Here is a 26,463-nt window from a genome sequence, read left to right as displayed (position 1 = left end):
TAAAAATAAACGCTATTTAAAGTTAGCAATACTGTCTTTAGTGGCATTTACTGTACGCCATGCAAACGACTCACCAGTTACACCATAGGGGATACCATTAACATCCCAGCTAGGGTTAGAAAAGTAATCGTATTGCGTGGCACTTCCAAACACATGAGGGTACGCCATAATACTGGCAAACTGATTTTGTACGCCATGGCCCATACCATCAACATAAACACCACCGGCGGTATCGCCTTGCTTACGAGAGTGCGCTAAGCCTTGATTGTGGCCTAATTCATGTACGAAGGTTGTTGCTCCACAATCTACCGCTGTAATGCTGTACATACTGTTACTTACTGAGCTATATAAATTGCCGTTACTGCCACTGCCAACCCACGCAATACCACACGAAATTAAGTTACTGCCAGCGCTTTGACCGGTGCCAAGTACCGCGACCATATCAGCACCCCAGCTATTGCGTAAGCCTTGAATATAGCTACTGTTAGTGACTGAATTTAACCAGCTACTTGAAGGTGTAATCGCATGATTTCCTAAGTTTTCGCTACCAACTAATCGAAGCGTAATATCAATACCATTTTGACTGTAAACTTGGTTACTAAAGGCAATATACTGGTTAATTTTAGTATTAATGTTTGCAGTGGCAGCCGCCGCTTGATCTGTATATAAAATCGCAATATCAATTGTCGCAGCGTGGCTAGTTGCTGTCATACCTAATGCACAAAATGCAGCTAAGGGAATTAGTCGTTTATTCATGTTAGTTCCTTTTTGGTTGTGTTTATTGCCTTATAAAAATTTATTTTGCTAAATTTCTATAAATTATTACCCGTAGGTTTTGGCGCAAATGGATCTTCACCATTACTTGGTTGAGGGGTTGGTTGTTTCGTTACTTGATGTTCCATATGATTTTTATAAAGATCTCGCTTTGCCGCAAGCCAACCATATTGACCTTTACTTTCAAATACATAATTACCGCTTGGTGCAGTTAATTGACCATATATAGCGTCTTCGCCAATAGTCATTACGGTGGTGTGAAATCGCCCATCAGCACCAAGCACTCGGCCAAAAATACTTTTATCACCATTGCTTGCTGCAATAATATTAGTCACCTCTGCACTAAAAGTTTCAGCAGTTTGTGGAATAGCTAGATCAAAATTATCACCTTGCTTGAGCTTTCTGAGCGCCACTAAATCGAACTCGATATAAGCTTCGTTATGTAAATCTGTAGGCAATAATCCTGAGGCTTTGAGAACTTGCTCTGCTTTCTCTGAGAGACGATTAATAGCATCAAATTCATCATACGTTTGATCTACTACAGCTGGCTGTGTAGCTGACACACTTGGCAACGATATATCAGCTGATACTTTAGCGGCTAGCTTCTTAGGCGCTATACCCGATAACTGAACGTCACTCGCAGCAACCGAATGGGTGACATTGCTTTCTTTGTAGATAACAAACTCATATAGCAAAAAAGCGCTGATCGGAACGACAATTATAAATGCAATAGCCCTTTTCATTTGTCTCTCTTTTAGATCTAAAAGTTAATATATTGTTATTTTTACATCAGAGTAAATTAAAGCGCAAGCATAAATTTGTTACCGAAAATAAAAACAGTCTTTTTAAATATTTATCATATTAATCTTATGGTTAATAATTTCATCAAACAAAACCTATTAAAAGCTAACTTTCACCCTCATAACACAACCTTTTAAGTTAACATTAACTTATCAATTATACCTTTTACAGTTACATACTTTATTGCAATAAAAAAACACCGACTATTGATTAACCAAAATGAGATCTGAAAAATAATATTATCGTGACGATAAAATTTATTTGTTTTACTGCACATCTGATGAACCTCATACTCCGCGTCTTTTGCCGCAGACTCTCATCATCATAAGAGACTGTGAACATCTATAACGTAGTGAGCCTATTTTTTCTGTGAGCTGCGGATCAATACTCAAGAGGAAATACCATGCGTGGCTGGATCATTTATAAAGACAGTGCTGGATTACTAAAACAAGAGACCTACGAAGTAGAGCGTTTACTGGCCGCAGCAAAAGAAGAAGGTATCGATTTACAAGTTTTCTCTCCCGATCAATTTGATTTAACTATCACCCGCGAAGATGGCAAAAGCATTCTAATTGACGGTGTAACCACAACTTTGCCTGACTTTGTTATTCCTCGCATGGGCGCCAGCACCACCTATTTTGCACTAGCAATTATTCGCCATCTCGAGCGACTAGGGGTGTACTGCGTTAATAGCTCACAATCAATTGAGACGGTAAAAGATAAACTGTTTGCACAGCAAATTTTAGCTGAGCGTAACTTACCTACACCAAATACTATGCTGGTAAAATTTCCAGTAAATATAGACTTAGTAGATAGGCAAATAGGCTTTCCAGTGGTGATTAAAACACTTTCAGGCTCGCAGGGCAGTGGCGTATTTTTATCAAAGTCAAAAAGCGAATTTGACGATTTAATGCAATTAATTGAAGCCGCCAACCCGCAAGCTAATATCATCTTGCAACAGTTTGTTAAATCTAGCCATGGTCGTGATTTGCGAGTACTCACTATTGGTGGCCGTGCTGTCGCATGTATGGAGCGAAACTCTGGCGGTAAAAACTTTAAAGCGAACGTGAGTGCAGGTGGCACTGGTAAACCGCACCCAATTACTCCAGAGATTGAATGGTTAGCTACACAAACAGCTAATGTACTCAATTTAGACGTTGCTGGTATTGATTTATTATTTGATGATAATCACTTTAAAATTTGCGAAGCAAATTCAAGCCCTGGATTTGAAGGCTTAGAAGCTGCACTGGGGATCAATGTGGCTCGTGAAATCTTGCATTTTATTCGCATTCGCTTGGGTATTTTTGACCGCCCAGAGAATTTAAGCTTAGCCTTGGATGAAGACAGTAAAGCAGCGATGGAACAGCCTACTCCAAGCCCCAAATTAAGCGCTGTAGTACAGTAAAATTTTAGTCGTAAATAACGACTATTGCTTTGTATACTAAGCTGTCATTGGTGACGTGTGAAAACTGTTACACCGTCGCCATTACAAATCTAACACTTTATCACTACCTCAGAACATCAATACTTTCTCCAACCAGTAAGACCTTAGTCATAAGTAACCTCGAAAGATAAACACGCCCTAGCATCAAAGTAATATTTGTGTATAAATAGAACGATTGAATTCAACGATTTAGGAACCACATGCAACTATCAAATCAACTATTAAACCGTTTAACTGCGGGCTTAGTTGCGGTGATCATCGGTTTTACCAGCTCTATCGCACTTATTTACCAAGTCGTTATTGTGCTAGGTGGCACAGCGGAGCTCGTTGCAAGTTGGGTACTTATGTTAGGTCTTGCGATGGGTGTCACTTCAATTGGCTTATCGTACTACTATAAAATCCCAATTTTAATTGCCTGGTCAACAACCGGTGCCGCTTTACTCATTACCAGTGCCCAAGGTTATAGTTTAAATCAAGCTGTAGGCGCATTTATGTTCAGTGCTTTACTGGTATTTATATCAGGGATCACTGGCTGGTTTGAAAAAATAATGCAACGTATCCCGAGTCAAATTGCCTGTGCAATGCTTGGCGGTGTTTTAGTGACTTTTGGCATAGATGTATTTAACTTTATGGGTGAAAAACCATTGCTAATTGGTGCGATGGTACTGGTTTATTTAGTCTGTAAGCGTTTAATGCCACGTTTTTCAATGCTTATGGTACTGATTGCTGGGTTTGTAATGGCTGGCGTTACAGGGCAAATAGATACTAGCAGTTGGCAATGGAAAATGAGCGAGTTTGCGTTTATCGCTCCTGAATTTAATTTACAAGCGATGATCAGCATAGGTATTCCGCTTTATATCGTCACCATGACTTCGCAAAACTTGCCTGGCATTGCAGTGTTAAAAGCACATAATTACCCTGCACCTATCTCTGCAGCGCTCAATGTCACTGGTTTTAGTAATATCCTTATTGCCCCCTTTGGTGGCTATGCCATTAATTTAGCAGCTATTACTGCGGCAATTTGCATGAGTGAAGATGCCGACAGCGACCCTAAAAAACGTTACTGGGCAAGTATCGCGGGCGGTGGCTTTTATATCCTGATGGCGATTGGAGCAGCGACTCTAGTAGGTTTAGTGGCAAGTTTGCCACAAGCACTTATTTTAGCCTTGGCGGGGATTGCTTTATTCACCACCATTGCCTCGAGCTTACAGCAAGCTTTGTCTGATAGTTACTACACTGAAGCGGCAATGATCACTTTTTTGGTCACCGCCTCTGATCTTACTTTATTTTCTATTGGCTCGGCATTTTGGGGGATATTGTTAGGCGCGCTGACTTTATGGTTGATCCCGCGAAAATAACACTCGCAATAAATCAGCTTAACGCATCGTTGAGTAGCGATTGTGTTAATTAGTGGTTTATAAACTCACGCCTAAAGTGATCATTATTTAAACACAGTTAGTATAACAAAGTAATAACCGCCCTAGTGCATAAGGAACTGACTAAGGCGGTTATTATATTAGTCGAAAGTATGATGACGGGTGACACTAAACCGGTTAAGAATATGATGCATAATATACACCGCACATAAACTCACGATTATCGCAACCGATACAGACGAAAACCGATAAAGCGCACTGTAAACCAAGTCTTGCCCAGGTCCGAGAGACTGACCAAATAAAATTCCAAATGTGGTAATAACCCCAAATCCAACACCAGGGATACCGCCACCTAAAATATGATAACGGCTAAATATAAAGGTTAAAACCCACAAGATCAGCGCCGGAAAAATCAGAATATCGGTGTGATTATACAAAAACAGCTGCGATACTAACGCTAAATTACAACCAATTAATGTGCCAATTGCTCGTTGCCAACCAGCCATGCCAGCGGCTTTCCAGCACAATGGAAACAAAATTAAGATCGATGCCGCTTGTGCTGAAATTGAATCTTGTAAATCAAATACCTGAAAAATCACAAACGACAGTGTAGCAACCGTAGCGCACAACAGTACTTCGTGGCGAATACTCTCTTTTGCTTTTGTTGGCATCACCCGACCTTGGCGTGGTGCAACATCAGGAAATACAAAGTGCATTAATACCGCCGCTAACACGGTCACTACGACTGCTAAACCATTGCTGATGATCAACGGATAAATACTTGTGCCATTACCAACATAACTAGAAAAGTGCAGTTGAATAGATAAACTAACGACACTTAAAGCACCAAACAAAAAGTTAGCACCGCAGCTCATTTGATAAAACAAAAATGCAAACGCTAAAAAGCACAGCAAGGTCATCGCCACTGGTAAATGAGAAAATAACCCCTGTACTATTAATACAAATAACCCACTAAATGCCGCGCTGGCAAAAAACTGACGAATGATATGTGCATTTAAAATCGGCACTAATCCTAATAACAACATAGGATAAACGGTGAAGAAAATACCATTTGGCCAATTCATCAATTTACATAAACTAAATCCTAACGCGCTGCCGCCAGCGATACGTAATGCTTGCCGAAGGCCATTCTGGTCTAGTTTTACAGGGACTGATGCAGACATAATAAAGCCTTATTAGTAAATGTAATGCAGTAAACTGATAAAGCGAATTTGCATGACACCAAACCATTGCCCAATTACTGACTCAGGCAGTAGCTGCACTGTTGCACGTGCACCACTAGGTAGTTTACTTAATAGCTGTGCTTGCTCTAAATCAATGTGAATACGTTGGCGCTGCGCATCACGAACCCAGCGATTACTGCTTTCAGTACTGCTTAATAAGCCATTAGCATTGAGCTGCCCATTACTTACGCCAGCTTCAAAAGAGTTCACTGTAGCAGCAAATACTTGGCCTGGCAGAGCATCAAACGTTACTTTTGCTTTGCTGCCCACTTTAATATTAACTAACGACTTTTCACGAAAATCAGCCACTAAATCAGCTTTATTGGCCACAACAGCTAACATCGGTTGACCTTTATTAGCAAATGTTCCGGTGCTTACTTGCAAGTTTGCGACTTTACCATCAGCATCAGCAGTCACTATGCTGTATGATAAATTGAGTTTCGCTTGTGCCAGTTGGTTTTGCGCATGGCGTAATGCTAGGTTGTCTTCGCCTAATTGCCCTCGTGCCAGTTTTGCCTCGGTTAACTGTGCTTCAATAGCTGCGACATTCGCTTTACTTGATTGATAATTAGCGCTAATTGTTTCGTACTCTTGCTCCGAGATAGACCGTTTTTTCAATAACGATTCACTGCGATCAAATAACAACTGTTGCTCATGCAGCTTGGCATTTCCAGCGGCTAGCTGAGCCTGTATCGCTTTAACACTGCTGTCTAAGCGCTGGTTTTGCAACTGCGCATCAGCATAAGCCAGTTGTGCTTGCTCTAGTGCTAATTTAAAAGGAGCTGCTTCTATTAAAAATAGTGCTTCACCCGTTTTAATCGCTTGATTATTATTCACCAATACTTGGTTCACGCGGCCACTCACTTGTGGCGTTACTTGCACTACAGGGTGATATACGCGCGCTTGCGGAGTAACCGGTAAAAACATATCGGCAACGACAAAGTAAGCGAACAATAAAATAAACCCAACTAATGATATTTTTACATAGCGGGCAAATTTTTGATCCGGTGTCATGAATTATTGCTCTCCAGAAAAGTGGCTAATACAACGTCGAGCATTGGCTTCCATTTGCACTAAACCATAGGCCATAGTATCAAGCTGTTGCGTTGTAAGTTCTGCATAAAGTTGTGTTTTAACCTCAGCCATAATATCTCTGAGCGCATCTAATAATAGTAATCCTTGCTCAGTAAAATAGATTTTACGACTACGTTTATCATCGCTATCAATGCGACGAACAATAATCGCTTGTTGCTCTAACTGTTTAATTGTTCGCGTTAGCGAAGGCATTTCAATCCCCAAACTGCTAGCCAGTTCTTGTTGTGTAACACCTTGTTTTAAATGATGGATATGGATCATCGCAGTCCAACGAGATTGTGTTAACCCTAAAGGCTCAACAGCGAGAGTAACGGCATCGCGACAGAGTCGGAAAACGCGCCCCATGCTACCGCATAAACTTAAATCTAAAGTTTCATGAAAAGGAGGTGATGAAATCATAATAGTACCTAGTTACTTAGCATGCTAACTAGTTTAACATTACTTAGCATGCTAAGTAAATATTGAAACGCTCTAAAAAAATAACGGCAAAGAGGGCTTTAAAAACGATTTAATATCACTGTGTTGAGCAAATTAGCGAATAATCCAATGGGGGAGGAATTGTGAACCAAGTAACATTATAAGGAGGCTATTTTATTAATTTTTTCATCGTTACCTCTTCTTAAGGCTGAACGGCTAATAACTGAGTTATTTCTTGCTCATATTGCGCTTTTTTACTGTTCTTAAAGCCAATATGGCGATATTTTATTTTGCCATCACGGCCGTACACATAACTACTTGGCATACCGAGTAAATCGAATTGTTTGCCTATTAGTGCATCAGGATCATAAATAATAGGAAAATCAGCGGGAGTGTGTGCTAAAAAATCAACCGCATCTTGATGCTCAACATCTAAGTTAACTGCCAACACCGTAAAGCCTTGCGATTGGTATTTTGTTTGCATTTCATTAAGCCAAGGAAAAGACTTACGACAAGGTGTACACCACGAAGCCCAAAAATCTAAGAATATCACTTGGCCTTTAAGCTCTGCTAACTTATCGGTTAGTTGTTGCTGACTGGAGATAACTGGAACAACGGTTTCTTTACTTAACACTGGCGCACTCGCCATAGCAGTAAAAAGTGCCGTCACAAGCATAAACCGTGATACAGACCGAGAAATAATCACCACTTTTTAAGCCCCTAAAAATACCTAGAAAAATAATTAGTTTAACAATAGCAGGCAATTCTTAAGAAATACTTAAGACAAGCCTAACTATAACTTTCGCTCAAAGCACACTATCTATCAGTGCAGCAGCAGGAACCTTAAACTAATCTATGAGGGAAGATTCGATTAGAAATTTAATCGGGTATTAACTTAAAAAGGGGGAATTAGTAGTTAGCTTTGATGGCCAGCAAGCTGGCCTAAGTGTAGTAACAAATGGCCGTAAACTTTAGAAATTGAGTAAGTTTGCGGGTGAGTACTGATCAGTGAGTACTTTTGTATCGCTAGGCCAGTCTTTATTATCTTTGGTCGAAATCATCCCTTCGCTCACCGCTTTGATATCAACGCGATAGGGGGCTAATAACGGGGTTAGCTTTTCTATTCGCTGTGCTAGCTGCACAGGACTTGGAAATTTATTAAAGCCAGCTAAAATAATTCGATTACTATTTTTCTCAGTGCTCACATTAATAAAGTCACCAAATACCGCTTCATAAGTGGCAGATTCATGCTCATAAAGTTTGCTTGATGAAAAGGTATTTGCCGCTACTACGCCACCATCAGCCAGTACACTTTTCACTTCCGCAAAAAACTCTTTAGTAAGTAAATGCTCAGGGATGTAATCACCATTAAATGCATCAAGAATAATCCAGTCATACTTGGCTTGTTGGATTGCTGCGCGTTTAATAAAAATACGCCCATCTTGTACTTTCGAAGTAACTTTATCGTTCTCTTTAAAAGCAAAATAATCACGCGCCACTTTTATAACTGCGGGATCAATTTCAACATTTTCAATCATTGCGTCAGGATATAGCTCGCTGATCACATTTGATAAGGTGCCGCCGCCAAGCCCGATAATGAGTACATTTTTTGGATTGTCTATCAGTAGTAAACTGGCAAAAGTGAGTTTGGTATAATTAAACACTAGCTTTTGTGGGTTGCTTTTATATATGCAACTTTGACTGCTTTTACGGGCTTTTTCGTCAAACTTTAAACAGCGTAAATCGCCGGTCTCTTCAACTAAAATATTACGATAAAGCGACCGCTCTTGATGGATCACCTTAGCTTGGCTGCTAAACCCAATTAACAGTAAGGTCACGAGTAAATACTTAAACATTGTGTTTCTCCTTGTTAGCTAATTGATTTACGCCAATTGCCAATAAACCTAATAGCCCTAATGTCGTCGCGAAACCCAAAATAATGGTATTCACATCAAACGCTAGCACCATGTAAAACGAGGTAATAATAGTCCCTAAGGCACTGCCTAAGGTGCTGACAAAATACAAGCCGCCAGCGACTTGGCCGCTGTGCTCGCTATCGGTCACTAATAAACGCACAGAGTAAGGCGAAATCATGCCTAAAATAATAGTAGGGACAAAAAACAACGCTGTAGAGGCCAATAACGAGCCATAACGGCTGTCTTCTATGTGAGAAAAAATATACGCCATAATTGGCTGGGCAAATAATGCAATGGGCAGCACCATAATACTGGCAACTAAAAATATTAAACCGTATTTGGTTAACGAAGGCTGGCGAATTGAAAGCTTTCCTCCCAATAAATAGCCAAACGATAAGCTGAGCATAAACACAGTAATAATACTGCCCCAAATATGCACACTACTACCAAAAAAAGGCGCTAAAATTCGCCCGCCAAGTAGTTCTATTCCCATAATACTAAAGCCGCTACTAAAGGCTAAAAAATAAATTAAAGCATTGGTTTTTAAAGTCATGTAATTATCATTTTGTAACTTATTTGAAGCACTATACTAACGTGATGTAAACATAGCCGCCAGTGTAATAATTAATCGAGTCAACATAACTCAAAGCTACTTTTATAAACCAAGACAGTCTCACTTTAGTTATGGGGCAACATAAAGTCAGCCATCAGAGAATAGGGATTAATTTCACTAGCCTGCAAAAGTATTAATGCGCAAATATGATGCATGTTGTTTAGTAACTGTTAACCCCCTTTACAGCCTTTATTAACTTTAAAATCACGACTCTTCTATATCATCTAGGCAAAGGCTCAATGAATAAGTAAAAAAGCAGTAAGGTTAAAACGCTGCACTTAAGCGCAGCGTTGCTTACCTTTTAAAACTGATAACTTACGCGGGCAGAAAAGTTACGCCCGGGCTGGGTATATTGGCTAAAATCAGCCCCCTGAGATTGCCCTGCAATCAGTTCAAAGGGTACATATTTTTTATCTAGCAGGTTAATTACACCAATATTTAGCTGCCATGTTTGCCATTCATAACTTGCGTATAAATCCACAATACCGTAACCATATCCTTGCGTTGTTTTATCACCACTTGCATCTCGCACTACATCAGACTGTGATTTAGCAAAGCGCCATGCTGCGGTCCAATCAATATCGCCAAGTGCTGTTGTTAATTGTATTGAACCGTTTAATGGACTGATACTGGTTAACGGCTCATCTGTTTCTTTGTTTTCGCCTTCAACATATGCAACATTTGCCTCAACTAAAACATTATCGCTTACATGCATCAACACGCTCGCTTCAACTCCGCTGATCTGTGTTTCACTAATATTTTGGTATTGGTAAAAAGTTTTATTTACATTCGGTATGAACGTTGGCTCAACAGCTGCAATTGCAACATCAATAAAGTCATCATAAGCGGCGTAAAATGCACTTAAAGTAACGTTGATATCATTACCAGAAAAGCGCATGCCAAGCTCATATGAGTCGCTGCTTTCGGGTGCTAAATCTGCGTTTGGTAATATTTGATAAAATGGTTCAACACCATGGCTTTGATACGCTTGATCATGCGGGGGAATTTTAAAACCACGTACATATTGCCCATACCAAGATAAATTATCATTAACTTGATAAATCATCCCAAGTTTTGGTGAAAACGCAGATTCGGTAATGTCATCAAGCTCAGCATCGCTATAAAGCTCATCATCTTTAGCTGCTAATGAATAATAATCAAAGCGTACACCTGCAATCAAAGACCACGCGCTATTTGCAAATTTAATATTGTCTTGCATAAAAACGCCCACTAAAGAGGTATCAGCGCCAGGAAAAGCTTTTTGTTTTTGATCTGTAAAATCGACTGTTCCATCAGCCAATAAGCGTGTTTTATAACGTGGACGTGTTGTATCGTATATATCTACGTCAGCACCATAAACAAAGTTGTGGGTCGCATCTTGTAAGGCTATTTTTTTATTAAATACAGCCCTTAACCCTAAAATATCTTGTTCAAAGCCATAGTCGTTGTAATCGGTATGCGCTGCTGTAGCACTAATTTGATCACTTTGCTGCTCATAACGACTAAACGATACTTGCCAATGCCATTGATCAAACGCTGCTGTGGCCGCTTTTGAGTCGTAATCCAGCGCTAGCGACCAATTAGTATTTTCGTCTTTAGTTTCTTGGCTCGCTTTGGTGATTACTTGTTCAGTAGTTTGATTAAAATAATCTAAGGTGTATTTTAACGTGCGCTTTTCATCAAGTTGCTGCTCTAGTTTAACCAATAACGAATCTGATTTAGCATCATAACCAGGTAGGTTTTCAGTAAAGTTTTGTACTTCTTCGCTATCTCGGTGGCTATAAACGGCACTAACACCTAAATCTCCCAAATCTTTAGCCGCAGTAATATCTACCGACATTTGATTACTCTGACCTTGATATCCAAGCGCCACTTGAGCAAAACTATTTTCGTTTAATAAATAATCGCTCGGATCTTTAGTGGTGATCACCACAATACCACCCAGTGCATCTGAACCATACAATGAAGACGCGGCTCCCTTGGCGACTTCAACTTGCTTTATCCCAGCGACATCAAAATAGCTACGACCAACCAAATAGCCGTCTCCGCCAGCATAACCATCGTTAGTTCGACGGCCATCTTTAATAAACACCACGCGGTTACCACCGACTCCTCTAATTGAAAGCGTTTGAGCCGCAGAGCCACTGCCCGAGCTTGATATACTGGGGTCATAACGAAACATTGTTTGTAAATCAACAGCCAATTTACGTTCTATGTCTTGCTCTGTAATCACAGTTACAGAGCCTGTTACGTCTTCAAGTTTTTGTTCAAACCGAGAACCGCTGACAACAATATGCTCACCAATTATCTCCTCGGCAATGGCAGAGCCCGAACCAAGTAGTAACGTTGCTAAAGCAGTAAGTTGAAAATAAGGAAAATTCACATTAACTCCAAATGATAATTGTTGTTATTTAGTAGGGGAGGGATGTTACAACTAACTAAAAACAAGATCAATTATTTATGATAATCATTTTCATTTGCATTTAGTTGAGTATAATAATCGAAAATAATGATTGGAGTTTTTTATGAGATACCTTTTTATATTGATTTTATTGACTGTTCACCCCCTAAGCGCGCAGGAGCGTATAGTGAGTGCTGGCGGTACATTAACTGAAATTATTTTTGCCTTAGATAAGCAAGATACCCTTGTCGCGGTGGATCAATCGAGCCTATATCCAAAACAAGCGACACAGCTCGATCAAATTGGTTATTACCGTGATTTAGCCGCAGAAGGTGTACTTTCGGTGCGCCCAACTAAACTCTTAGCACTTGAAGGAGCAGGACGAGCACAAGCGCTTGCACAAATAGAAGCCACTGGTGTAGAGCTTATCCACTATAAAAAACCCAACTCAATTAATGACTTACTAAATCTTGTTAAACGCCTTGGTAAAGACTTAAATGCGAACGACAAAGCTCAAGCCCTCGTAGCACAAATAAAAAATTCATTACCTCCAAAAGCGAGCACCGAAACACACAGCGCTTTATTTTTACTCTCAGCTAATGAGCGCGGGCTTGTTGCTGCGGGCACTGACACGGTTGCTGACTTATTACTTGATTATGCTGGAGTCACTAATTTAGGCGCTACGCACAAAGGTTTTAAAGTAATAAATAACGAAGTACTTGCCGTAAAACAGCCCGATTTTTTAATCGCACCAGCCCATGTTGTTTATAGCCTTGGCGGTAAAGAGGCTTTTTGTAATCAACCAACACTGCGCTTATTAACAGCTGCAAAGCAGTGCCGATTATTGGTGATGGATAGCCTGCTATCACTGGGAATGTCGCCGCGCATAGCCACCGGTATTAAAGAATTAAGCGACTATAAAGCTACCTTATGAACACATTAACTTTGAGCCGTTTTAAGCCTGTTTCTATAACTGCAAACCAAAAGTGGATGCTGCTAATTACTGTGTGTATTTTTGCTCTAGCACTACTGAGCATAGGATATGGCCCCGCAGGCTGGGATTGGCGTTTAGCCATCGCATGGATTGCCCCAGAGTATTTTAATCAATTTGATGCGCTGCAAATCAATGTGGTCACGCAAATACGTCTACCTCGATTTGTACTAGCTGTATTGGTTGGCTTAGTGCTTGCCCAAACTGGCGCTGCAACGCAAGCTTTGTGTCGTAATCCTTTGGCTGATCCATCAATTATTGGTATTAGCGCAGGCGCAGCCATGGTCGCGGTCGCCTTTATAGCATTTAGCGCCCAGTTTAATTTTAATGCTCAATACTATTTACCTTATGCCGCATTTTTAGGAGCATTGTTAGTGACCTCTTTAGTGTATTTAATTGCTAAGCAGCATAGGCAGGTCAATATAACCACACTAATTTTAGTGGGGGTTGCGATCAATTCTTTATCCTTTGCTGTTATTGGCTTATTAAGCTATTTCGCTGACGATAGTGCGCTTAGATTAATTAACTACTGGACGATGGGCTCATTAGGTGGTGCCAATTGGGATGCCATAACTCAAGCAACACCATTATTGCTACTGAGTATTCTTGGTCTGTGGCGACTCAAAGAACCGATGAACTTACTATTGATTGGCGAGTCTCAAGCACAGTATTTAGGTGTCAACACAGACAAGCTTAAACTGTATGTAATTATACTCGTGGCATTAGGTGTTGGTGCCGTTGTAGCACTTACTGGCTTGATAGGTTTTGTTGGCTTAGTTGTGCCACACATTGCCCGTTTAATGGTTGGCCCGCATTTACGTAAAATGTTACCGCTGTGCATGTTATTAGGCGTTGTTGTGCTGCTGCTTTCTGACTGGTTAGCACGTTTAGTTGTTATGCCTGCAGAGTTACCCATTGGTATTATTACCGCGCTACTTGGCGCACCTTTGTTTATTTATCTGATCATTAAAACTAAGCGAGGGTAATGATGATTACTTTTAATAACCTAAGTGTTGGTTTTGGCAATCACAGTGTTTTAAAAAACATAAGTGGGCACATTGCAAAAGCTCAACTAGTAGCACTGATAGGCGAAAATGGCGCAGGAAAATCAACACTGCTGCATGCTTTAGCCGGGCATTATGACTTTAAAGGCGAAGTACGGTTTAATAATTATCCTCTGAGTACATTGTCTCAAGCACACTTAGCCACTCAACGAGCAGTAATGATGCAAAGCAATCTTGTTGGCTTTGATTTTAGTGTATTTGAGCTCATTGCAATGGGACGCTACCCCTATGCCGAGTCTCTTAAAATGCAAGCTGAAAAAGTCCACAAGTATGCCGCACTCATGGACTTAACCCAGTACTTATCCCGCCGTGTCAGTAAGCTTTCAGGCGGTGAGCAACAGCGCGTTCATATGGCGCGTACTTTGGCTCAGTTAGATGCTTTTTCTACTCATACCAAGCCTAAATTGATGCTGCTTGATGAACCTACATCAGCACTAGATATGCGCCATCAACATGCTCTATTGAGTTGTGTTAAAGCATTTGTAGAGCAGGGCAACAGTGCCATTATAGCCATTCACGATTTAAATTTGGCCAGCCTTTACGCAACCGAAGCTATTTTATTACATGATCAAAAAGTACTCGATAGCGGGCCAATAAACACAGTACTTACAGAATCTAATTTACAACAAATGTACGCCATGAAACTGCATGTTAATTCTCATCCATATAACAATGCACCCATGGTTTTTTCTCAACGTCAGGAGTTTTCATGAGAGAACAAGCATTAAGCGATGCACAAAAGCTGGTTTTTAAAACCCATGCTGGTGTTATGTCGACTATTTCTTACAACTTAAGAGGTTATCCGTTTGGTTCGGTAACCCCTTATATGTGTGATGAGCAAGGCCGCATCTACTTTTTTATTAGCGATATAGCCCAACACACTAAAAACTTAAAGCACGATTCTCGTATGAGCTTGACTATTTTTGATGCCGCTGACCATGGCGACCAAAACGAGCATGGCCGAGTCACACTGGTGGGCGATGGTTGTGAAGTTGCAGGCCCTCAGGCCGAAATACTGCTTAACAAATACATAGCGTTATACCCAGAAGCTGACAGTTATCGGAACGCCCACGACTTTAAATTATGGCAATTAGATGTTGTGCGAGTTCGCTTTATTGGCGGCTTTGGGAAAATATTTTGGCTTGAAAAAGATGAGTGGCAAAGCGCTGCTAAAAGCTGGGACGAAGATCAAGAACAAAGCATGATCAACCACATGAATGAAGATCATCAAAATGCAATGGCGCTAATATTAGCTCAGCATTATTGCGTATCAGATAATGCACCGGTTATGAGTGGCATACTGCCACAGGGGTTTTATATTCAAAGCCAACAACGTAATTATTTTATTAGCTTTGAAAACGTGTGCGAGACACCACAAGCAGTGCGAAAAGCGCTTGTTGCCTTAACCACAAATGCTCGCAATAGCATAGAAGAGCCAGCATAAGAAAACAAATGAATCACATGTGTGGTTATAACGCTTAGCACTACTAACCCAGTAGTGCATTTTCGGTATCAGAGGCCGCAGTAACTAAGCTGCGGCTGTTACAATTTAACACTGATGCCAATTAATTTAGTATGCACCTGCGCTGTAAATAAGCTCATAACTGTGGCTGTAAATCTCGAGAATGTTACCAAACGGGTCTTCCATGTAGATCATGCGATACGGTTTTTCACCTGGATAGTAGTAACGGGGTGCTTCCATACGCTTTTTACCGCCAGCTTCAACAATACGCTCAGCAAGGCCTTCTACATCTGGATCTTGAACACAAAAATGGAATATACCGGTTTTCCAGTATTCAAAGTTATCAGCTGGGTTTTCTTGATTTTTAAACTCAAAAATTTCTACACCAATACGATCACCTGTTGAAAGGTGCGCTATTTTAAATTTTTCCCATTGTTCACCAAATACTTCAGTACACATTTCGCCTATTGGGCTTTTATCTTCGGTAATTAAAGTCGGCTCCATAATGGTGTACCAACCCATTACTTTGGTGTAAAACTCAACGGCTTTTTCAACATCGGGGACCGAAATTCCAATGTGCGAAAAACTACGTGGATAGGTATGACTCATAATAATGCTCCTGTTTAACTATGCTTAGTTGATGGAGTTAGTTTACGAACCGACCTGTATTAAGTAAAATTATCATTAATCATCATTTTGAGTACGTTTTATAATGATAAATCCTACATGGTTACATACCTTTTGCACCTTAGTGGAAGTAAATCACTTTACCCAAACTGCAGAACGCCTTTATATGACCCAGTCAGGCGTAAGCCAACACATTAAAAAGTTAGAGCAGCAGGTTAATTGCGCATTGCTTGAACGCCATGGCAAGCAGTTTACCCTTACCGCACAAGGGCAAGGCTTATATCAAAAAGGAAGTCAGTTACTAAAAGAGTGGCAGTTTTTAGAGCAACAACTACATGACGACTCACCCTACAGTGGCAATATAAAGATTCAATCACCAGGCAGTTGCGGGCTTAAGTTTTATAATCAATTACTTGATTTACAAGGGCAACATAAAGCACTCACTATTGATTATCGCTTTGCCCCAAACGAAAGCGTGGAACAGGCCGTTGCTAATCACAATGCTGATATTGGTTTTTTAACTCAAGCCCCAACACTCAGCGAGGTTACCAGCCATAAAATCGGCCAAGATGCACTATTATTAATTACACCAATCGATTACCAAACTCCAAGCTGGCAAAACTTATGCGAACTTGGCTTCATTGCTCACCCTGATGCAAAGCATCATGCGCAATTATTATTAAGCGAAAACTACGCGGAATTTGAACACATTGAGCAAATAAAGCGCTCTGGTTTTTCAAACCAAATTAATTTAATTCTTGAACCTGTCAGCCTTGGTCTAGGTTTTACTGTGCTACCAGCACATGCTGTGAGTGCATTTAGTAAACCACAGTTGATTAACGTCCATCCATTACAGCACCCGATCAGCGAATCTATTTATGTGTGTTATCACCGTAATCGGCCTTTGGCAAAACGAATGAGTAAAGTGATCGAGGTGATCAAAGCTGGGCTGTAACTGTTTGCAAAAAAGTGAAGTCGTTGCAACAAAAGGTTTAATCACCAACAAAAAATAAACCCTTTTTATAGCGTATTTATTAAATACTTCATGCTTTTTCTGTTAAGTTAATACTGAGTATTAATGCTAAAGGATAGTCTCAATGGAAGTAAAACAGCTAGCAAGTAAGACCTTAACCGGCTTAAAAGTAAGAACATGCAATGCCAATGAAATGAATACTGGCACAGCAAAGATAGCTGAGCTTTGGCAAAAATTTGGCGAAAAATATACCTCAAAACTCACAAAAGACAGTAAAGTCTTTGGTGTTTACACTAACTACGAGAGCGATGTGACCGGTGATTTTGATGTCATTGCCTGTAGCGATGAGCAATCAATTAACCTTCGTGATTCAGTAACAGTTACAACGCACGCAGGGAGTTATTTAGTCTTTAGTGGCGAAGGCGAAATGCCCGACGCTATAATTGATTTATGGGGTGAAATTTGGCAATACTTTAGCTCAGATGATTGTCGTTACACTCGTACTTATACCAGCGACTATGAATATTATAAAACCGCAACTGAAGTAGAAATAGCGATCGCAATTGCTGAATAAATAAGGAGTCTGTCGCTGTTCAAATGAGCGCTGAGTTCCTTTTTTTCGTGGGGGGGAGTGTGGGATTTCGCACTTCCCCAATTAAAAATATTATCTCATTCAACTAAATTTAATCCCACTAAAAATAAGTCTACACTCCATACCTAGATCACTTTAACAAAGCGAATGCAGAGACGGTAAGCATGGCTACGACTCTTCTTATTTAATCAATATATGTTCACAAAATTAACTTGGCTTTAAAAAGAAAAGTAAATAAAGCTTGTTATATGGTTTAAGTTACTGTTATCCTGCTCTGCATCGGGTTGATAGAAAGCCCTGTTTATTTGTAAGTACCACGTTGTTATTAGTAATAATCCTTCGCGCTATCCTCAGTTAAATACTTGTTTTCTTCCTGCTAAATTGCCTATTTAAAGGCGAACTTTTATTAATTCTTAGGATTCTATTATGTCTACTACAACAACTGGTTCAGTAAAATGGTTTAACGAAGCTAAAGGTTTTGGTTTTATTGAACAAGAGTCTGGTCCTGACGTTTTTGCTCATTTCAGCGCAATCTCAAGCGATGGCTTTAAGACTCTAGCTGAAGGCCAACGTGTACAGTTTACTGTTACTCAAGGTCAAAAAGGCCCGCAAGCTGAAAATATCGTTTGCATCTAATTTTTAATTAATGGGTTAGTGATAACCCGTTAATGCACTATAAGTTTGAAAGAAATTCTGTTTATTTGTACGTACCACGTTGTTATTAGTAATAATTCATCGCGTTATCCTCAGTTAAATACTTGTTTTTTCAGCTAAACCGCCTGATTTTAGGCACACTTTTATTAATATCTAGGATATCTATTATGTCTACTACTACAACTGGTACAGTTAAATTTTTCAACGAAGCTAAAGGTTTTGGTTTTATCGAGCAAGAGTCAGGTCCTGACGTTTTCGCTCATTTCAGCGCTATCAGCGGTGACGGCTTCAAAACTCTAGCTGAAGGCCAACGTGTGCAGTTTACTGTTACTCAAGGTCAAAAAGGCCCACAAGCTGAAAACATCGTTTGTATCTAAACGATTGTTTTAGTTAATACGTTTTAACGTATTAAAAGCCCACTGATATTAATTTATCCGTGGGTTTTTTTATACCAATCGTGTTAAGTCATTGGTAGTTTATAGCGACGGATAAATAGAGTGATAACAAGGCATAAATTTTGATATGTTTTTGATGTGTAGTTGTTCTACATAAAAATTTATAACGCCGTTAGCGCTTTATTTAGCACGCTAGAAAGGCTAAATATTTAAGTCGATTGGTATTAATGTCTACGCTATTTTGCATAAAGCCAATCTAAACCTTGGATCAACGTGGTTGGAAATGCCGTCGCATGTTTTGCGCCATCTATTATAGAAAACTGCAATTGCACCTGCTGATCATTACTTTGCCGTATTTTGTCAGCAAGCTTGTTCGCTCCCGTTACCATATCTTGCCCTTCGCCAAATTCAGGGGTTTCTTTGCTACCTACTGATAAGTAAACCCTAACGTTTTGCTTAGCTTTAGTAATCGGCTGAGATAGTATGCTCTCATTATCAAACCACACCGACGGGCTACCGATAATGTAACTTTCAAACATATTAGGCTGAGTAAAAAGCACATAAGCGGCAAATAAACCGCCAAGAGAATTTCCCACTAAAGTACGTTGCTTTGGCTTTATTCGGTAGTTAGCTTTCATATGTTCAAACACCACATCAGCTATAAAATCGATATGTTGCGCGGCTTTACCGGTCTCTAACTGCCAATCTTTGGCTTTACTTGGGGTGAAATCACGTATTCGGCTTGATGAGCCTTTAGATCCTTGCGAATAACCAATGGCAACGAGTATTGCTTCATCCATTTTACCGCTGTTCATAGGAAAACTTGTCGCTCCCGATGCCACTTGAAACGCATACGAGCCATCGAGCAAGTAAACAACAGGGTATGTTTTATCCTTATTTCGACTGTAGCTTCGCGGGAGCTTTATAAATACTGGATAGCTCAGCTTGCTTTGCTGATCGATAAGTTTAACCACCGAGCTTCTGGGTATTTCAAATGCCTGTTCGGCCGCGCTACTAAAAGTGATAAGTAGCATCGCAGCTAATAATAAATATTTCACTATAATCCTTGTTTAGTTAAAAGCGTTAAAACAAAATTAAAAGTCTTCACGCCCTTGGAGCTCAGTAAAATCACTCATAATCCATTTTTGATAGCCAGCTCTGGTTTTTAGTAATTCAAACCACTGAGTCACTCGCTCCGGCAATGTTATTGCTAACCCCTGAGATGTTAGGCGATGTAAAATGGCTCCCACACAAATATCAGCCAGGGTCATTTTACCACCGGCAAGATAGGGGGCATGACTTAGCTGTTGTTCAATTATCTGTAAGCATTGCTCGCACTCTTGTATGTCCCGTGTGATTTGCTCCATACAACGGTTTTTTTGCGTTTTACGGTAATAGCCCCAAAATGTGGCCATAAAAGCAGGTTGAAAAATCACCTGTGACCAATCCATCCAGCGCTCATATAACGAACGCTGATAGGGCGATGCATAATACCAATCTGTAGTGCCATAACTTGCCGCCAAATAGCGTAGTACACTGTGCGACTCCCAAATAACATTATCGCCATCCACAAGTACCGGCACTTTTTGCAACGGGTTCAATGCTAAAAAGTCATCACTATCAAGGCCGCCAAAACGACCACCCACTTCAATATGCTGATAACTCATGCCCAGCTCATCCAGAAACCAGAGTACTTTTTGTACGTTAAACGAGGTTGTTCTTCCATAAACTTTCATTGTAATTCCTATTATTGATAATCAACCAAACTGAGATTTTCTTTTTTACACACGTTAATAATCGACTCTCGCTTAGCTAAGCGACGTAAATACTTGTTGAGGTACTCAAAAGAAAGCGGTGGTTGTTTTAGTTCATCCGCCCATATCGCAAGCATAAACAAGTAAAAATCGCAGATGCTAAGTTGCTCACCAACTAAGAATGTTTGATTTTCCAGCTGGGCATCCAGTAAAGCAAATATGTCGGCAATTCGCTTTTCTTGTGCAGCGACAATGGCACTGATATGACTGCTATCGATACTATGGCGCTGCGGATAAAAGTAGACCATGAGCTCAGCTTGCAAGGTATTCGTTAGATACATCATCCATTGCAAGCACGCAGCTCGATTGTGCTCACCTATTTGCGGAATAAGCATCTTAGCAGGATGTGCTTCAGCAAGATGAATACAGATAGCGGCACTTTCAAAAACGACTTGTTGACCGTCCAATAATGTAGGTATTCGCCCTGCGGGGTTCAAGGATAAATAACTGGCTGCTTTATGAGCCTCGTTTTTTCTATCCACTAAAATTAATTCAAAATCAGTTTGCAGTTCTTCGAGGATAAAGTGCGGCGCCATACTGGCGTTGAGCGGGTAATAAAATAGTTTGTACACAATAAGTCCTTGTTACACTTTAATATCAACCATACATTAAACTACCACCGATTTATAATACTCTGTAAACCCTGTGAGTATATTTGTTGTAGCAATTGCCGATAAAATTAGCCCCATCACACGGCTAATAACGCTGGCGCCACTACTGCCAATCACTTTACTGATATAGCCCGATAACAGCATTAATATATAAACCACAAGCAAAACAGATAGCATAACTAACGCTGTTTGCAGTTGTTCCCAAATACTAAAAATAGCGTTTTCTGTTAACAATACAGCCGTTAAAATAGCGCCAGGACTGGCAATCGAGGGAACAGCAATCGGATAAATAGCGGTTTCTTTATCCGATTTAACAAGCAGCTTGAGTTCTTCTTCGGGTTTGCTATCACCAAATATCATACTCAATGCAAATAAAAATAAAACAATTCCCCCTGAAATTTGAAACGCAGGTAAGGGAATAGATAAGGCTTTTAAGATTATTTCGCCAATCACGACAAAAAATATCAGCACTGCGGCCGAAGCCAATGTAGCCATTAGTGCAATGCGCCGTTTCGTTTTTGCATCGTACTTTTCGGTCACGGCAACAAATACTGGCACCGTGCCTATGGGGTCAATAACAGCAAAAAAAGTAATAAAAACAGCAATAAAGTCAATCATGCATTTTCCACCCTATTTTAATAGCTGTTTAGAAAGTAACATTTTAATTTAAACAATTGGATTAATTTTAAATATTTATAAGCAAACTGCCACAGTTGATTAGCGCGCTATATTTATAGCTTAAGTACTGATGTTAATTTTCAAAAGGGCCCACCATTAAAAAAGGGTTTTGCATGGCTGTAGCTAACTTACTTTAGGAAACTGCATCTAATTTATAGATGGCTGCAATCGTTTTAAAGTATTGATCTAGATCTAGTTTTTAATCGTTAATATTCTATATTGGTATAAGGGATGAACTTCAACAAGGTTTATCAATCAAAGTATTACATTCAGTAGCAAGTTAATTGTTATGAACTAAGCTTTTCAACATAGCGATTTATAGACCGAGTTTTATATTCCGATAAAGGAGCTAAAAATGAGCAATTCAGGTGCGGGTAAATGCCCAATCATGCATGGTAGCAATACACAATCGTCTAATTCCAATACTGATTGGTGGCCAAAGGCCTTAAATTTAGACATTCTTCATCAACACGATACTAAACCTAATCCCTATGGCGATGACTTTAATTACGCTGAAGAATTTAAAAAATTAGATCTTGAAGCCGTTAAAACCGATTTAAAAAATCTGATGACACAAAGCCAAGATTGGTGGCCTGCCGATTGGGGTCATTATGGTGGCTTGATGATCCGTATGGCGTGGCACTCAGCAGGATCATACCGTTTAGCTGATGGCCGTGGTGGTGGCGGTACAGGTAACCAACGCTTTGCTCCTTTGAACTCATGGCCTGATAACGCTAACCTTGATAAAGCACGTCGCTTACTTTGGCCTATCAAGAAAAAATACGGTAATAAGTTATCGTGGGGCGATTTAATTATTTTAGCCGGCAATATGGCTTATGAATCAATGGGCTTAAAAACCTTTGGTTTTGCCGGCGGGCGTGAAGACATTTGGCATCCAGAAAAAGACGTCTATTGGGGCGCTGAAAAAGAATGGCTTGCCCCAAGTGATGAACGCTATGACAACGTAGCAAAACCAGACACCATGGAAAACCCATTAGCGGCCGTGCAAATGGGCTTAATTTACGTAAATCCTGAAGGGGTCAATGGAGAGCCTAATCCGCTAAAAACGGCAGCACAAGTACGCGAAACTTTTGCTCGCATGGCGATGGATGACGAAGAAACAGCAGCGCTCACGGTGGGCGGCCATACGGTGGGTAAAACCCATGGCAATGGCAGCGAAGAGAACGTTGGCCCAGAGCCAGAAGCCGCGGATGTATTTGAGCAAGGCCTTGGCTGGAATAACCACAACTCACGCGGTATCGGCCGCGATACTATGACATCAGGCATTGAAGGTGCGTGGACAACTCACCCAACTAAATGGGATAACGGTTATTGCTATCTACTGTTAAATTACGAATGGGAGCTTACCAAAAGTCCAGCGGGTGCAAACCAATGGGAACCGGTAAACATTAAAGAGGAAGATAAACCTGTTGATGTTGAAGATCCATCAATTCGCTTAAACCCGATTATGACCGATGCCGATATGGCAATGAAGATGGACCCAAGCTATCGCAAAATTATTGAACGTTTTTATAATGATTTTGACTATTTCACTGATGTGTTTGCACGGGCTTGGTTTAAACTCACTCACCGTGACTTAGGCCCTAAATCTCGCTATTTAGGTGCAGATATACCAAGCGAAGATTTGATCTGGCAAGATCCCATCCCAAGCGTAGATTACACATTATCTGATGCTGAAATTAGCGAACTTAAAGACAAACTGCTAAATGCAGGCATTAGCGCCAGTGACTTGATCAGCACTGCATGGGATAGCGCCCGTACTTATCGTGGCTCTGATCACCGTGGTGGTGCCAACGGTGCACGCATTCGCTTAAACCCGCAAAAAGATTGGCAAGGTAACGAGCCTGAAAAACTTGCTAAGGTGTTAACGGCCCTTGAAACAGTACAAGCAAGTTTAAGCAAACCGGTGAGTTTAGCGGACTTAATTGTACTTGGCGGTACAGCAGCCGTTGAGCAGGCAGCAAAAGCTGCGGGTGTCGATATCACCGTACCATTTGCAGCAGGTCGCGGCGATGCGAGCGACGACATGACCGATGCAGAGTCGTTTGATGTATTAGAACCAATTCATGATGGCTTTAGAAACTGGCAGAAAAAAGATTATGCTGTTTCAGCCGAGGAGCTACTTTTAGAGCGAGCACAACTGATGGGGTTAACAGCCCCTGAAATGACAGTACTACTTGGTGGGATGCGTGTACTAGGCACTAACCACAGTGGCAGCCAGCATGGTGTATTCACCGATAACGTGGGTACATTAAGCAATGACTTTTTTGTTAACCTAACCGATATGAACTATCGCTGGGAACCGGCAAGTAAAAGCACGTATAACATTATTGAGCGCAGCTCTGGTAATACTAAATGGACCGCCACTCGCGTAGATTTAGTATTTGGCTCTAACTCTATTTTACGAGCCCTTGCCGAGTTTTACGCTCAAGACGATAACAAACAGCGTTTTGTGCAAGACTTTGTAAATGCATGGGTTAAAGTAATGAACGCCGACCGCTTTGATATTTAAGTAAAGCACTAGAAGACGCGAGCATATTTTATGCTCGCGCTTTTATCTAACTAATACAACTACTGAGCTGTCTAGCCGCTGTAAACCCCCATTACATAATACAAATGATTAACGCCTAAGTTATTGTGATGCAGTATCCGCGGCACAGTTTTGCAACGACTTATTTTCTGACATATCAATAATCAAGCATTTATCTGGCAGCGCATGATTAAGGTTATCGTAAATACTAAATGCTTGAGTTAGGGCTGATTTTAGCTGACAAATGTTTTTACCTTTATTGTCACTACTTACAACACACCTTGTGTTGTTATTTAATAAGTTTGCCATTGTTTGATAAGTTTGCTGAGTTGTTTGGCTAATATCAGCAAACGCAAGCGTTCCAGCGTTACGCACTAAGTAAAAGTCGGCGATAAAATCGAGCACTGTTTTAGCCTGTAAGCCTTGGCGCTGTACTTTAGATAGCTGGCTATTATTGTTAAACAGAGCCGTGATCTCTAATAACGACATATTCAATACTTGCTCACGAAAGTCTTGTGGCCACTCACGAGGAATAAACCGCCACTTTGCCAAAGCTTGTAAGTGCATTTTGCTGTAACTGTGGTAGCTTTTGGCTGTCAAAATACGGTTATTCCACAGCTGCTCTGGGGCATTTTTGTTTAGATAGTCATACTCTTTTTGATAGGCGCTAAACAGTTGGTCAAACTGGGCAACGTTATCAATCGTAATCGTATCCACCTTTGCTAACTGTTTATTAAGTGTGACTAACTTATAAGCAGGGCGGTATGCCGCGATAGAAGGTGCTTGAATATTAAATAGGGTGTTATGCTCGCTCTCAATGACCGATGTGTCGTTCATGTGCATGTGCCCGCCAATGTGCAGTTTCAAACCAGTTTCGGCGAGTAATTTTCGAGTATCAAGACTAGGCTCTCTGGCTAACTGAAAAGCCGTATCACCAAACAGTGATTTAATCGACTGCGTTTGGCCATCGTAAAATTCCCCCATCGGAAAATGGCTAAACGCAACTAAGGTTTTACCTTGTGCTTTTGCCCTTTGCACTACTTGTGTGATCCACTTTAATAAATAAGGCTTTTCAGTCAGCACTTTGTTATAGCCTGCATTGCCCGAGCCTTGAAAGATCAAATGGCCATTTTCCAGTTTTGGGATATACACGTTCGCATCAATAGCCAATAACCAAAGTCCTGCAACAGGTTCAACTAAATAGCTGGTATCGGGTACTTGCTTACAACGTGATTGGTCATTCTGCGAGCATTGGGTATAACTGCGATCAGTGAGCAACGCCTGCTTGCCAAATGGTGTTTCCCACAGCAAATCGCGGTTATCTGGCTGCAAACCAAATGGCGCCATTATATCTACAATTTCTTGATAACCAGCATGAGCGATTTTATCGCTGCATACTAATGAGTGATTATCTTTAGCTACATGTTCACAACGAGGATGATCGGTTGAATAAATACCAATTTGCTGACCTTTAGAACCCAAAAAGTCTGATTTTCCGCCGGCGGTTTTAAATGGCCGAACCGGATCATGATTACCTGGAATAGCAAAAAAACGCATACCGTACTTTTTTGCATAATCGTCTAGTATCGTTTTTAAACCATTAAGATGCACAGGTTGGCCATCATCAGTAAAATCCCCAGGCAGGGCAACTAGCTTTACGCCTTTAGCGGCAATATCATCAAGGGTGGCGATTAACGCAAAGTAGTTTTCATTAAATAAGCGAGTTGAATGAATTTGCGCCTGCATGCTACGGATGCTCACCGCATCCTTTGCTTTATCGACTGGTATGCCCGCAAACCCCGCATCAGAAAAGTCCCCATAAATATCGTGAAAGTGAATGTCGGGAACAAAGGCGATTTGGGTGTTTGTAGCCGGCGCAGCAAAAAGCGGTGTACAGCTCAAAAAAATGAGCAATGAAATGAGAAACTTCATTTTAAATATCCTGTGACTGGAACACTTTAAACAAAAAA

General features: G+C 40.6%; 26 protein-coding genes. 11 read left to right on the top strand and 15 right to left on the bottom strand.

Going from position 1 to position 26,463, the window contains the following annotated elements:
* Nucleotides 1–12: 12 nt before the first annotated feature.
* Both PSR9079_RS02790 and PSR9079_RS02785 read right to left on the bottom strand, forming a co-directional pair.
* Nucleotides 13–756 carry a zinc-dependent metalloprotease family protein gene (locus PSR9079_RS02790; RefSeq protein WP_149980340.1) on the bottom strand — a complete coding sequence of 248 codons (744 nt, stop codon included), beginning with the start codon at nucleotides 754–756 and terminating at the stop codon, nucleotides 13–15.
* Between the two features lie 56 nt (nucleotides 757–812).
* Nucleotides 813–1,517 (bottom strand): hypothetical protein, encoded by a 705-nt coding sequence (locus PSR9079_RS02785; protein ID WP_149980339.1) that lies wholly within the window; start codon nucleotides 1,515–1,517, stop codon nucleotides 813–815.
* Between the two features lie 461 nt (nucleotides 1,518–1,978).
* Here PSR9079_RS02785 and PSR9079_RS02780 point away from each other — a divergent pair, with 461 nt between their 5' ends.
* Together PSR9079_RS02780 and PSR9079_RS02775 are read left to right on the top strand one after the other, a co-directional pair.
* Nucleotides 1,979–2,980: an ATP-grasp domain-containing protein gene (locus tag PSR9079_RS02780; protein ID WP_149980338.1), complete on the top strand. Its 1,002-nt coding sequence runs from the start codon at nucleotides 1,979–1,981 to the stop codon at nucleotides 2,978–2,980.
* 239 nt (nucleotides 2,981–3,219) lie between these two features.
* The gene (locus PSR9079_RS02775; RefSeq protein ID WP_149980337.1) at nucleotides 3,220–4,377 is read left to right on the top strand and encodes a benzoate/H(+) symporter BenE family transporter; all 1,158 of its coding nucleotides are present in this window, start codon (nucleotides 3,220–3,222) and stop codon (nucleotides 4,375–4,377) included.
* A 158-nt stretch (nucleotides 4,378–4,535) separates the two neighbouring features.
* Here the strand turns inward: PSR9079_RS02775 and PSR9079_RS02770 are convergent, their stop codons facing one another.
* The 7 genes from PSR9079_RS02770 to PSR9079_RS02740 form a co-directional block, all read right to left on the bottom strand.
* Nucleotides 4,536–5,579, bottom strand: coding sequence for a DUF2955 domain-containing protein (locus PSR9079_RS02770; RefSeq protein WP_149980336.1), 1,044 nt, complete (start codon nucleotides 5,577–5,579; stop codon nucleotides 4,536–4,538).
* Between the two features lie 12 nt (nucleotides 5,580–5,591).
* On the bottom strand, nucleotides 5,592–6,653 hold the full coding sequence (locus PSR9079_RS02765; RefSeq protein WP_149980335.1) for an HlyD family secretion protein: 1,062 nt from the start codon (nucleotides 6,651–6,653) through the stop codon (nucleotides 5,592–5,594).
* Between the two features lie 3 nt (nucleotides 6,654–6,656).
* A complete protein-coding gene (locus PSR9079_RS02760) occupies nucleotides 6,657–7,133 on the bottom strand; it encodes a MarR family winged helix-turn-helix transcriptional regulator (protein ID WP_149980334.1) in 477 nt (158 codons plus the stop codon).
* Nucleotides 7,134–7,353: 220 nt separating this feature from the next.
* A complete protein-coding gene (locus PSR9079_RS02755) occupies nucleotides 7,354–7,827 on the bottom strand; it encodes a TlpA disulfide reductase family protein (RefSeq protein ID WP_179959137.1) in 474 nt (157 codons plus the stop codon).
* A gap of 295 nt (nucleotides 7,828–8,122) precedes the next feature.
* Nucleotides 8,123–9,007, bottom strand: coding sequence for a spermidine synthase (locus PSR9079_RS02750; protein WP_149980333.1), 885 nt, complete (start codon nucleotides 9,005–9,007; stop codon nucleotides 8,123–8,125).
* Nucleotides 9,000–9,620 (bottom strand): fused MFS/spermidine synthase, encoded by a 621-nt coding sequence (locus PSR9079_RS02745; RefSeq protein ID WP_145238924.1) that lies wholly within the window; start codon nucleotides 9,618–9,620, stop codon nucleotides 9,000–9,002. The genes PSR9079_RS02750 and PSR9079_RS02745 overlap by 8 nt, the downstream gene beginning before the upstream one ends.
* A 361-nt stretch (nucleotides 9,621–9,981) precedes the next feature.
* Complete coding sequence (locus PSR9079_RS02740; RefSeq protein ID WP_149980332.1) at nucleotides 9,982–12,063, bottom strand: TonB-dependent hemoglobin/transferrin/lactoferrin family receptor; 2,082 nt, start codon at nucleotides 12,061–12,063, stop codon at nucleotides 9,982–9,984.
* A gap of 142 nt (nucleotides 12,064–12,205) precedes the next feature.
* On the opposite strand from PSR9079_RS02740, the gene PSR9079_RS02735 reads away from it, so the two are divergent.
* The 4 genes from PSR9079_RS02735 to PSR9079_RS02720 are packed head-to-tail and all read left to right on the top strand — an operon-like array spanning nucleotide 12,206 to nucleotide 15,580.
* Nucleotides 12,206–13,015 carry a heme/hemin ABC transporter substrate-binding protein gene (locus PSR9079_RS02735; protein ID WP_149980331.1) on the top strand — a complete coding sequence of 270 codons (810 nt, stop codon included), beginning with the start codon at nucleotides 12,206–12,208 and terminating at the stop codon, nucleotides 13,013–13,015.
* On the top strand, nucleotides 13,012–14,058 hold the full coding sequence (locus PSR9079_RS02730) for a FecCD family ABC transporter permease (protein WP_145238934.1): 1,047 nt from the start codon (nucleotides 13,012–13,014) through the stop codon (nucleotides 14,056–14,058). The genes PSR9079_RS02735 and PSR9079_RS02730 overlap by 4 nt, the downstream gene beginning before the upstream one ends.
* Nucleotides 14,058–14,849: a heme ABC transporter ATP-binding protein gene (locus PSR9079_RS02725; RefSeq protein WP_246175478.1), complete on the top strand. Its 792-nt coding sequence runs from the start codon at nucleotides 14,058–14,060 to the stop codon at nucleotides 14,847–14,849. Before PSR9079_RS02730 ends, PSR9079_RS02725 begins: the two co-directional genes overlap by 1 nt.
* Nucleotides 14,846–15,580, top strand: coding sequence for a HugZ family pyridoxamine 5'-phosphate oxidase (locus tag PSR9079_RS02720; protein WP_149980330.1), 735 nt, complete (start codon nucleotides 14,846–14,848; stop codon nucleotides 15,578–15,580). Before PSR9079_RS02725 ends, PSR9079_RS02720 begins: the two co-directional genes overlap by 4 nt.
* Nucleotides 15,581–15,706: 126 nt before the next feature.
* Here the strand turns inward: PSR9079_RS02720 and PSR9079_RS02715 are convergent, their stop codons facing one another.
* A complete protein-coding gene (locus PSR9079_RS02715) occupies nucleotides 15,707–16,207 on the bottom strand; it encodes a lactoylglutathione lyase family protein (protein WP_149980329.1) in 501 nt (166 codons plus the stop codon).
* A 103-nt stretch (nucleotides 16,208–16,310) separates the two neighbouring features.
* Between PSR9079_RS02715 and PSR9079_RS02710 the strand changes: the two genes are divergently transcribed.
* The 4 genes from PSR9079_RS02710 (at nucleotide 16,311) to PSR9079_RS02695 (ending at nucleotide 18,821) form a co-directional block, all read left to right on the top strand.
* Nucleotides 16,311–17,180, top strand: a complete 870-nt coding sequence (locus PSR9079_RS02710) for a LysR family transcriptional regulator (RefSeq protein ID WP_149980328.1) — start codon at nucleotides 16,311–16,313, stop codon at nucleotides 17,178–17,180.
* Nucleotides 17,181–17,322: 142 nt separating this feature from the next.
* Nucleotides 17,323–17,772 (top strand): GyrI-like domain-containing protein, encoded by a 450-nt coding sequence (locus PSR9079_RS02705; protein WP_145238947.1) that lies wholly within the window; start codon nucleotides 17,323–17,325, stop codon nucleotides 17,770–17,772.
* A 444-nt stretch (nucleotides 17,773–18,216) separates the two neighbouring features.
* Complete coding sequence (locus PSR9079_RS02700; RefSeq protein WP_149980327.1) at nucleotides 18,217–18,426, top strand: cold-shock protein; 210 nt, start codon at nucleotides 18,217–18,219, stop codon at nucleotides 18,424–18,426.
* A gap of 185 nt (nucleotides 18,427–18,611) precedes the next feature.
* A complete protein-coding gene (locus tag PSR9079_RS02695; protein WP_016706518.1) occupies nucleotides 18,612–18,821 on the top strand; it encodes a cold-shock protein in 210 nt (69 codons plus the stop codon).
* 254 nt (nucleotides 18,822–19,075) lie between these two features.
* Here PSR9079_RS02695 and PSR9079_RS02690 read toward each other — a convergent pair whose 3' ends face one another.
* From PSR9079_RS02690 to PSR9079_RS02675, 4 genes are read right to left on the bottom strand one after another with little or no spacing between them, the layout of a single operon-like run.
* Nucleotides 19,076–19,897, bottom strand: coding sequence for an alpha/beta hydrolase (locus PSR9079_RS02690; RefSeq protein WP_246175477.1), 822 nt, complete (start codon nucleotides 19,895–19,897; stop codon nucleotides 19,076–19,078).
* Between the two features lie 36 nt (nucleotides 19,898–19,933).
* The gene (locus tag PSR9079_RS02685) at nucleotides 19,934–20,575 is read right to left on the bottom strand and encodes a glutathione S-transferase family protein (RefSeq protein WP_149980326.1); all 642 of its coding nucleotides are present in this window, start codon (nucleotides 20,573–20,575) and stop codon (nucleotides 19,934–19,936) included.
* 11 nt (nucleotides 20,576–20,586) lie between these two features.
* Complete coding sequence (locus PSR9079_RS02680) at nucleotides 20,587–21,225, bottom strand: glutathione S-transferase family protein (RefSeq protein WP_149980325.1); 639 nt, start codon at nucleotides 21,223–21,225, stop codon at nucleotides 20,587–20,589.
* A gap of 36 nt (nucleotides 21,226–21,261) precedes the next feature.
* Nucleotides 21,262–21,882: a MarC family protein gene (locus tag PSR9079_RS02675; RefSeq protein ID WP_149980324.1), complete on the bottom strand. Its 621-nt coding sequence runs from the start codon at nucleotides 21,880–21,882 to the stop codon at nucleotides 21,262–21,264.
* Nucleotides 21,883–22,297: 415 nt separating this feature from the next.
* Between PSR9079_RS02675 and katG the strand changes: the two genes are divergently transcribed.
* Nucleotides 22,298–24,475 carry a catalase/peroxidase HPI gene (gene katG / locus PSR9079_RS02670; RefSeq protein WP_149980323.1) on the top strand — a complete coding sequence of 726 codons (2,178 nt, stop codon included), beginning with the start codon at nucleotides 22,298–22,300 and terminating at the stop codon, nucleotides 24,473–24,475.
* 120 nt (nucleotides 24,476–24,595) lie between these two features.
* On the opposite strand, the gene PSR9079_RS02665 is transcribed toward katG, so the two are convergent.
* Complete coding sequence (locus PSR9079_RS02665; protein WP_149980322.1) at nucleotides 24,596–26,425, bottom strand: metallophosphoesterase family protein; 1,830 nt, start codon at nucleotides 26,423–26,425, stop codon at nucleotides 24,596–24,598.
* Nucleotides 26,426–26,463: the final 38 nt, after the last annotated feature.

Source organism: Pseudoalteromonas rhizosphaerae (assembly GCF_902498845.1).
Classification (GTDB): Bacteria; Pseudomonadota; Gammaproteobacteria; order Enterobacterales; family Alteromonadaceae; genus Pseudoalteromonas; species Pseudoalteromonas rhizosphaerae.
This window is presented reverse-complemented; position numbering and strand designations above follow the sequence as displayed.

Excerpts from the sequence above, each read along its gene's own strand:
- PSR9079_RS02790 (WP_149980340.1), bottom strand. The coding sequence starts at position 756 with ATGAATAAACGACTAATTCCCTTAGCTGCATTTTGTGCATTAGGTATG.
- PSR9079_RS02785 (WP_149980339.1), bottom strand. The coding sequence starts at position 1,517 with ATGAAAAGGGCTATTGCATTTATAATTGTCGTTCCGATCAGCGCTTTT.
- PSR9079_RS02780 (WP_149980338.1), top strand. The coding sequence starts at position 1,979 with ATGCGTGGCTGGATCATTTATAAAGACAGTGCTGGATTACTAAAACAA.
- PSR9079_RS02775 (WP_149980337.1), top strand. The coding sequence starts at position 3,220 with ATGCAACTATCAAATCAACTATTAAACCGTTTAACTGCGGGCTTAGTT.
- PSR9079_RS02770 (WP_149980336.1), bottom strand. The coding sequence starts at position 5,579 with ATGTCTGCATCAGTCCCTGTAAAACTAGACCAGAATGGCCTTCGGCAA.
- PSR9079_RS02765 (WP_149980335.1), bottom strand. The coding sequence starts at position 6,653 with ATGACACCGGATCAAAAATTTGCCCGCTATGTAAAAATATCATTAGTT.
- PSR9079_RS02760 (WP_149980334.1), bottom strand. The coding sequence starts at position 7,133 with ATGATTTCATCACCTCCTTTTCATGAAACTTTAGATTTAAGTTTATGC.
- PSR9079_RS02755 (WP_179959137.1), bottom strand. The coding sequence starts at position 7,827 with ATGCTTGTGACGGCACTTTTTACTGCTATGGCGAGTGCGCCAGTGTTA.
- PSR9079_RS02750 (WP_149980333.1), bottom strand. The coding sequence starts at position 9,007 with ATGTTTAAGTATTTACTCGTGACCTTACTGTTAATTGGGTTTAGCAGC.
- PSR9079_RS02745 (WP_145238924.1), bottom strand. The coding sequence starts at position 9,620 with ATGACTTTAAAAACCAATGCTTTAATTTATTTTTTAGCCTTTAGTAGC.
- PSR9079_RS02735 (WP_149980331.1), top strand. The coding sequence starts at position 12,206 with ATGAGATACCTTTTTATATTGATTTTATTGACTGTTCACCCCCTAAGC.
- PSR9079_RS02730 (WP_145238934.1), top strand. The coding sequence starts at position 13,012 with ATGAACACATTAACTTTGAGCCGTTTTAAGCCTGTTTCTATAACTGCA.
- PSR9079_RS02725 (WP_246175478.1), top strand. The coding sequence starts at position 14,058 with ATGATGATTACTTTTAATAACCTAAGTGTTGGTTTTGGCAATCACAGT.
- PSR9079_RS02720 (WP_149980330.1), top strand. The coding sequence starts at position 14,846 with ATGAGAGAACAAGCATTAAGCGATGCACAAAAGCTGGTTTTTAAAACC.
- PSR9079_RS02715 (WP_149980329.1), bottom strand. The coding sequence starts at position 16,207 with ATGAGTCATACCTATCCACGTAGTTTTTCGCACATTGGAATTTCGGTC.
- PSR9079_RS02710 (WP_149980328.1), top strand. The coding sequence starts at position 16,311 with ATGATAAATCCTACATGGTTACATACCTTTTGCACCTTAGTGGAAGTA.
- PSR9079_RS02705 (WP_145238947.1), top strand. The coding sequence starts at position 17,323 with ATGGAAGTAAAACAGCTAGCAAGTAAGACCTTAACCGGCTTAAAAGTA.
- PSR9079_RS02700 (WP_149980327.1), top strand. The coding sequence starts at position 18,217 with ATGTCTACTACAACAACTGGTTCAGTAAAATGGTTTAACGAAGCTAAA.
- PSR9079_RS02695 (WP_016706518.1), top strand. The coding sequence starts at position 18,612 with ATGTCTACTACTACAACTGGTACAGTTAAATTTTTCAACGAAGCTAAA.
- PSR9079_RS02685 (WP_149980326.1), bottom strand. The coding sequence starts at position 20,575 with ATGAAAGTTTATGGAAGAACAACCTCGTTTAACGTACAAAAAGTACTC.
- PSR9079_RS02675 (WP_149980324.1), bottom strand. The coding sequence starts at position 21,882 with ATGATTGACTTTATTGCTGTTTTTATTACTTTTTTTGCTGTTATTGAC.
- katG (WP_149980323.1), top strand. The coding sequence starts at position 22,298 with ATGAGCAATTCAGGTGCGGGTAAATGCCCAATCATGCATGGTAGCAAT.
- PSR9079_RS02665 (WP_149980322.1), bottom strand. The coding sequence starts at position 26,425 with ATGAAGTTTCTCATTTCATTGCTCATTTTTTTGAGCTGTACACCGCTT.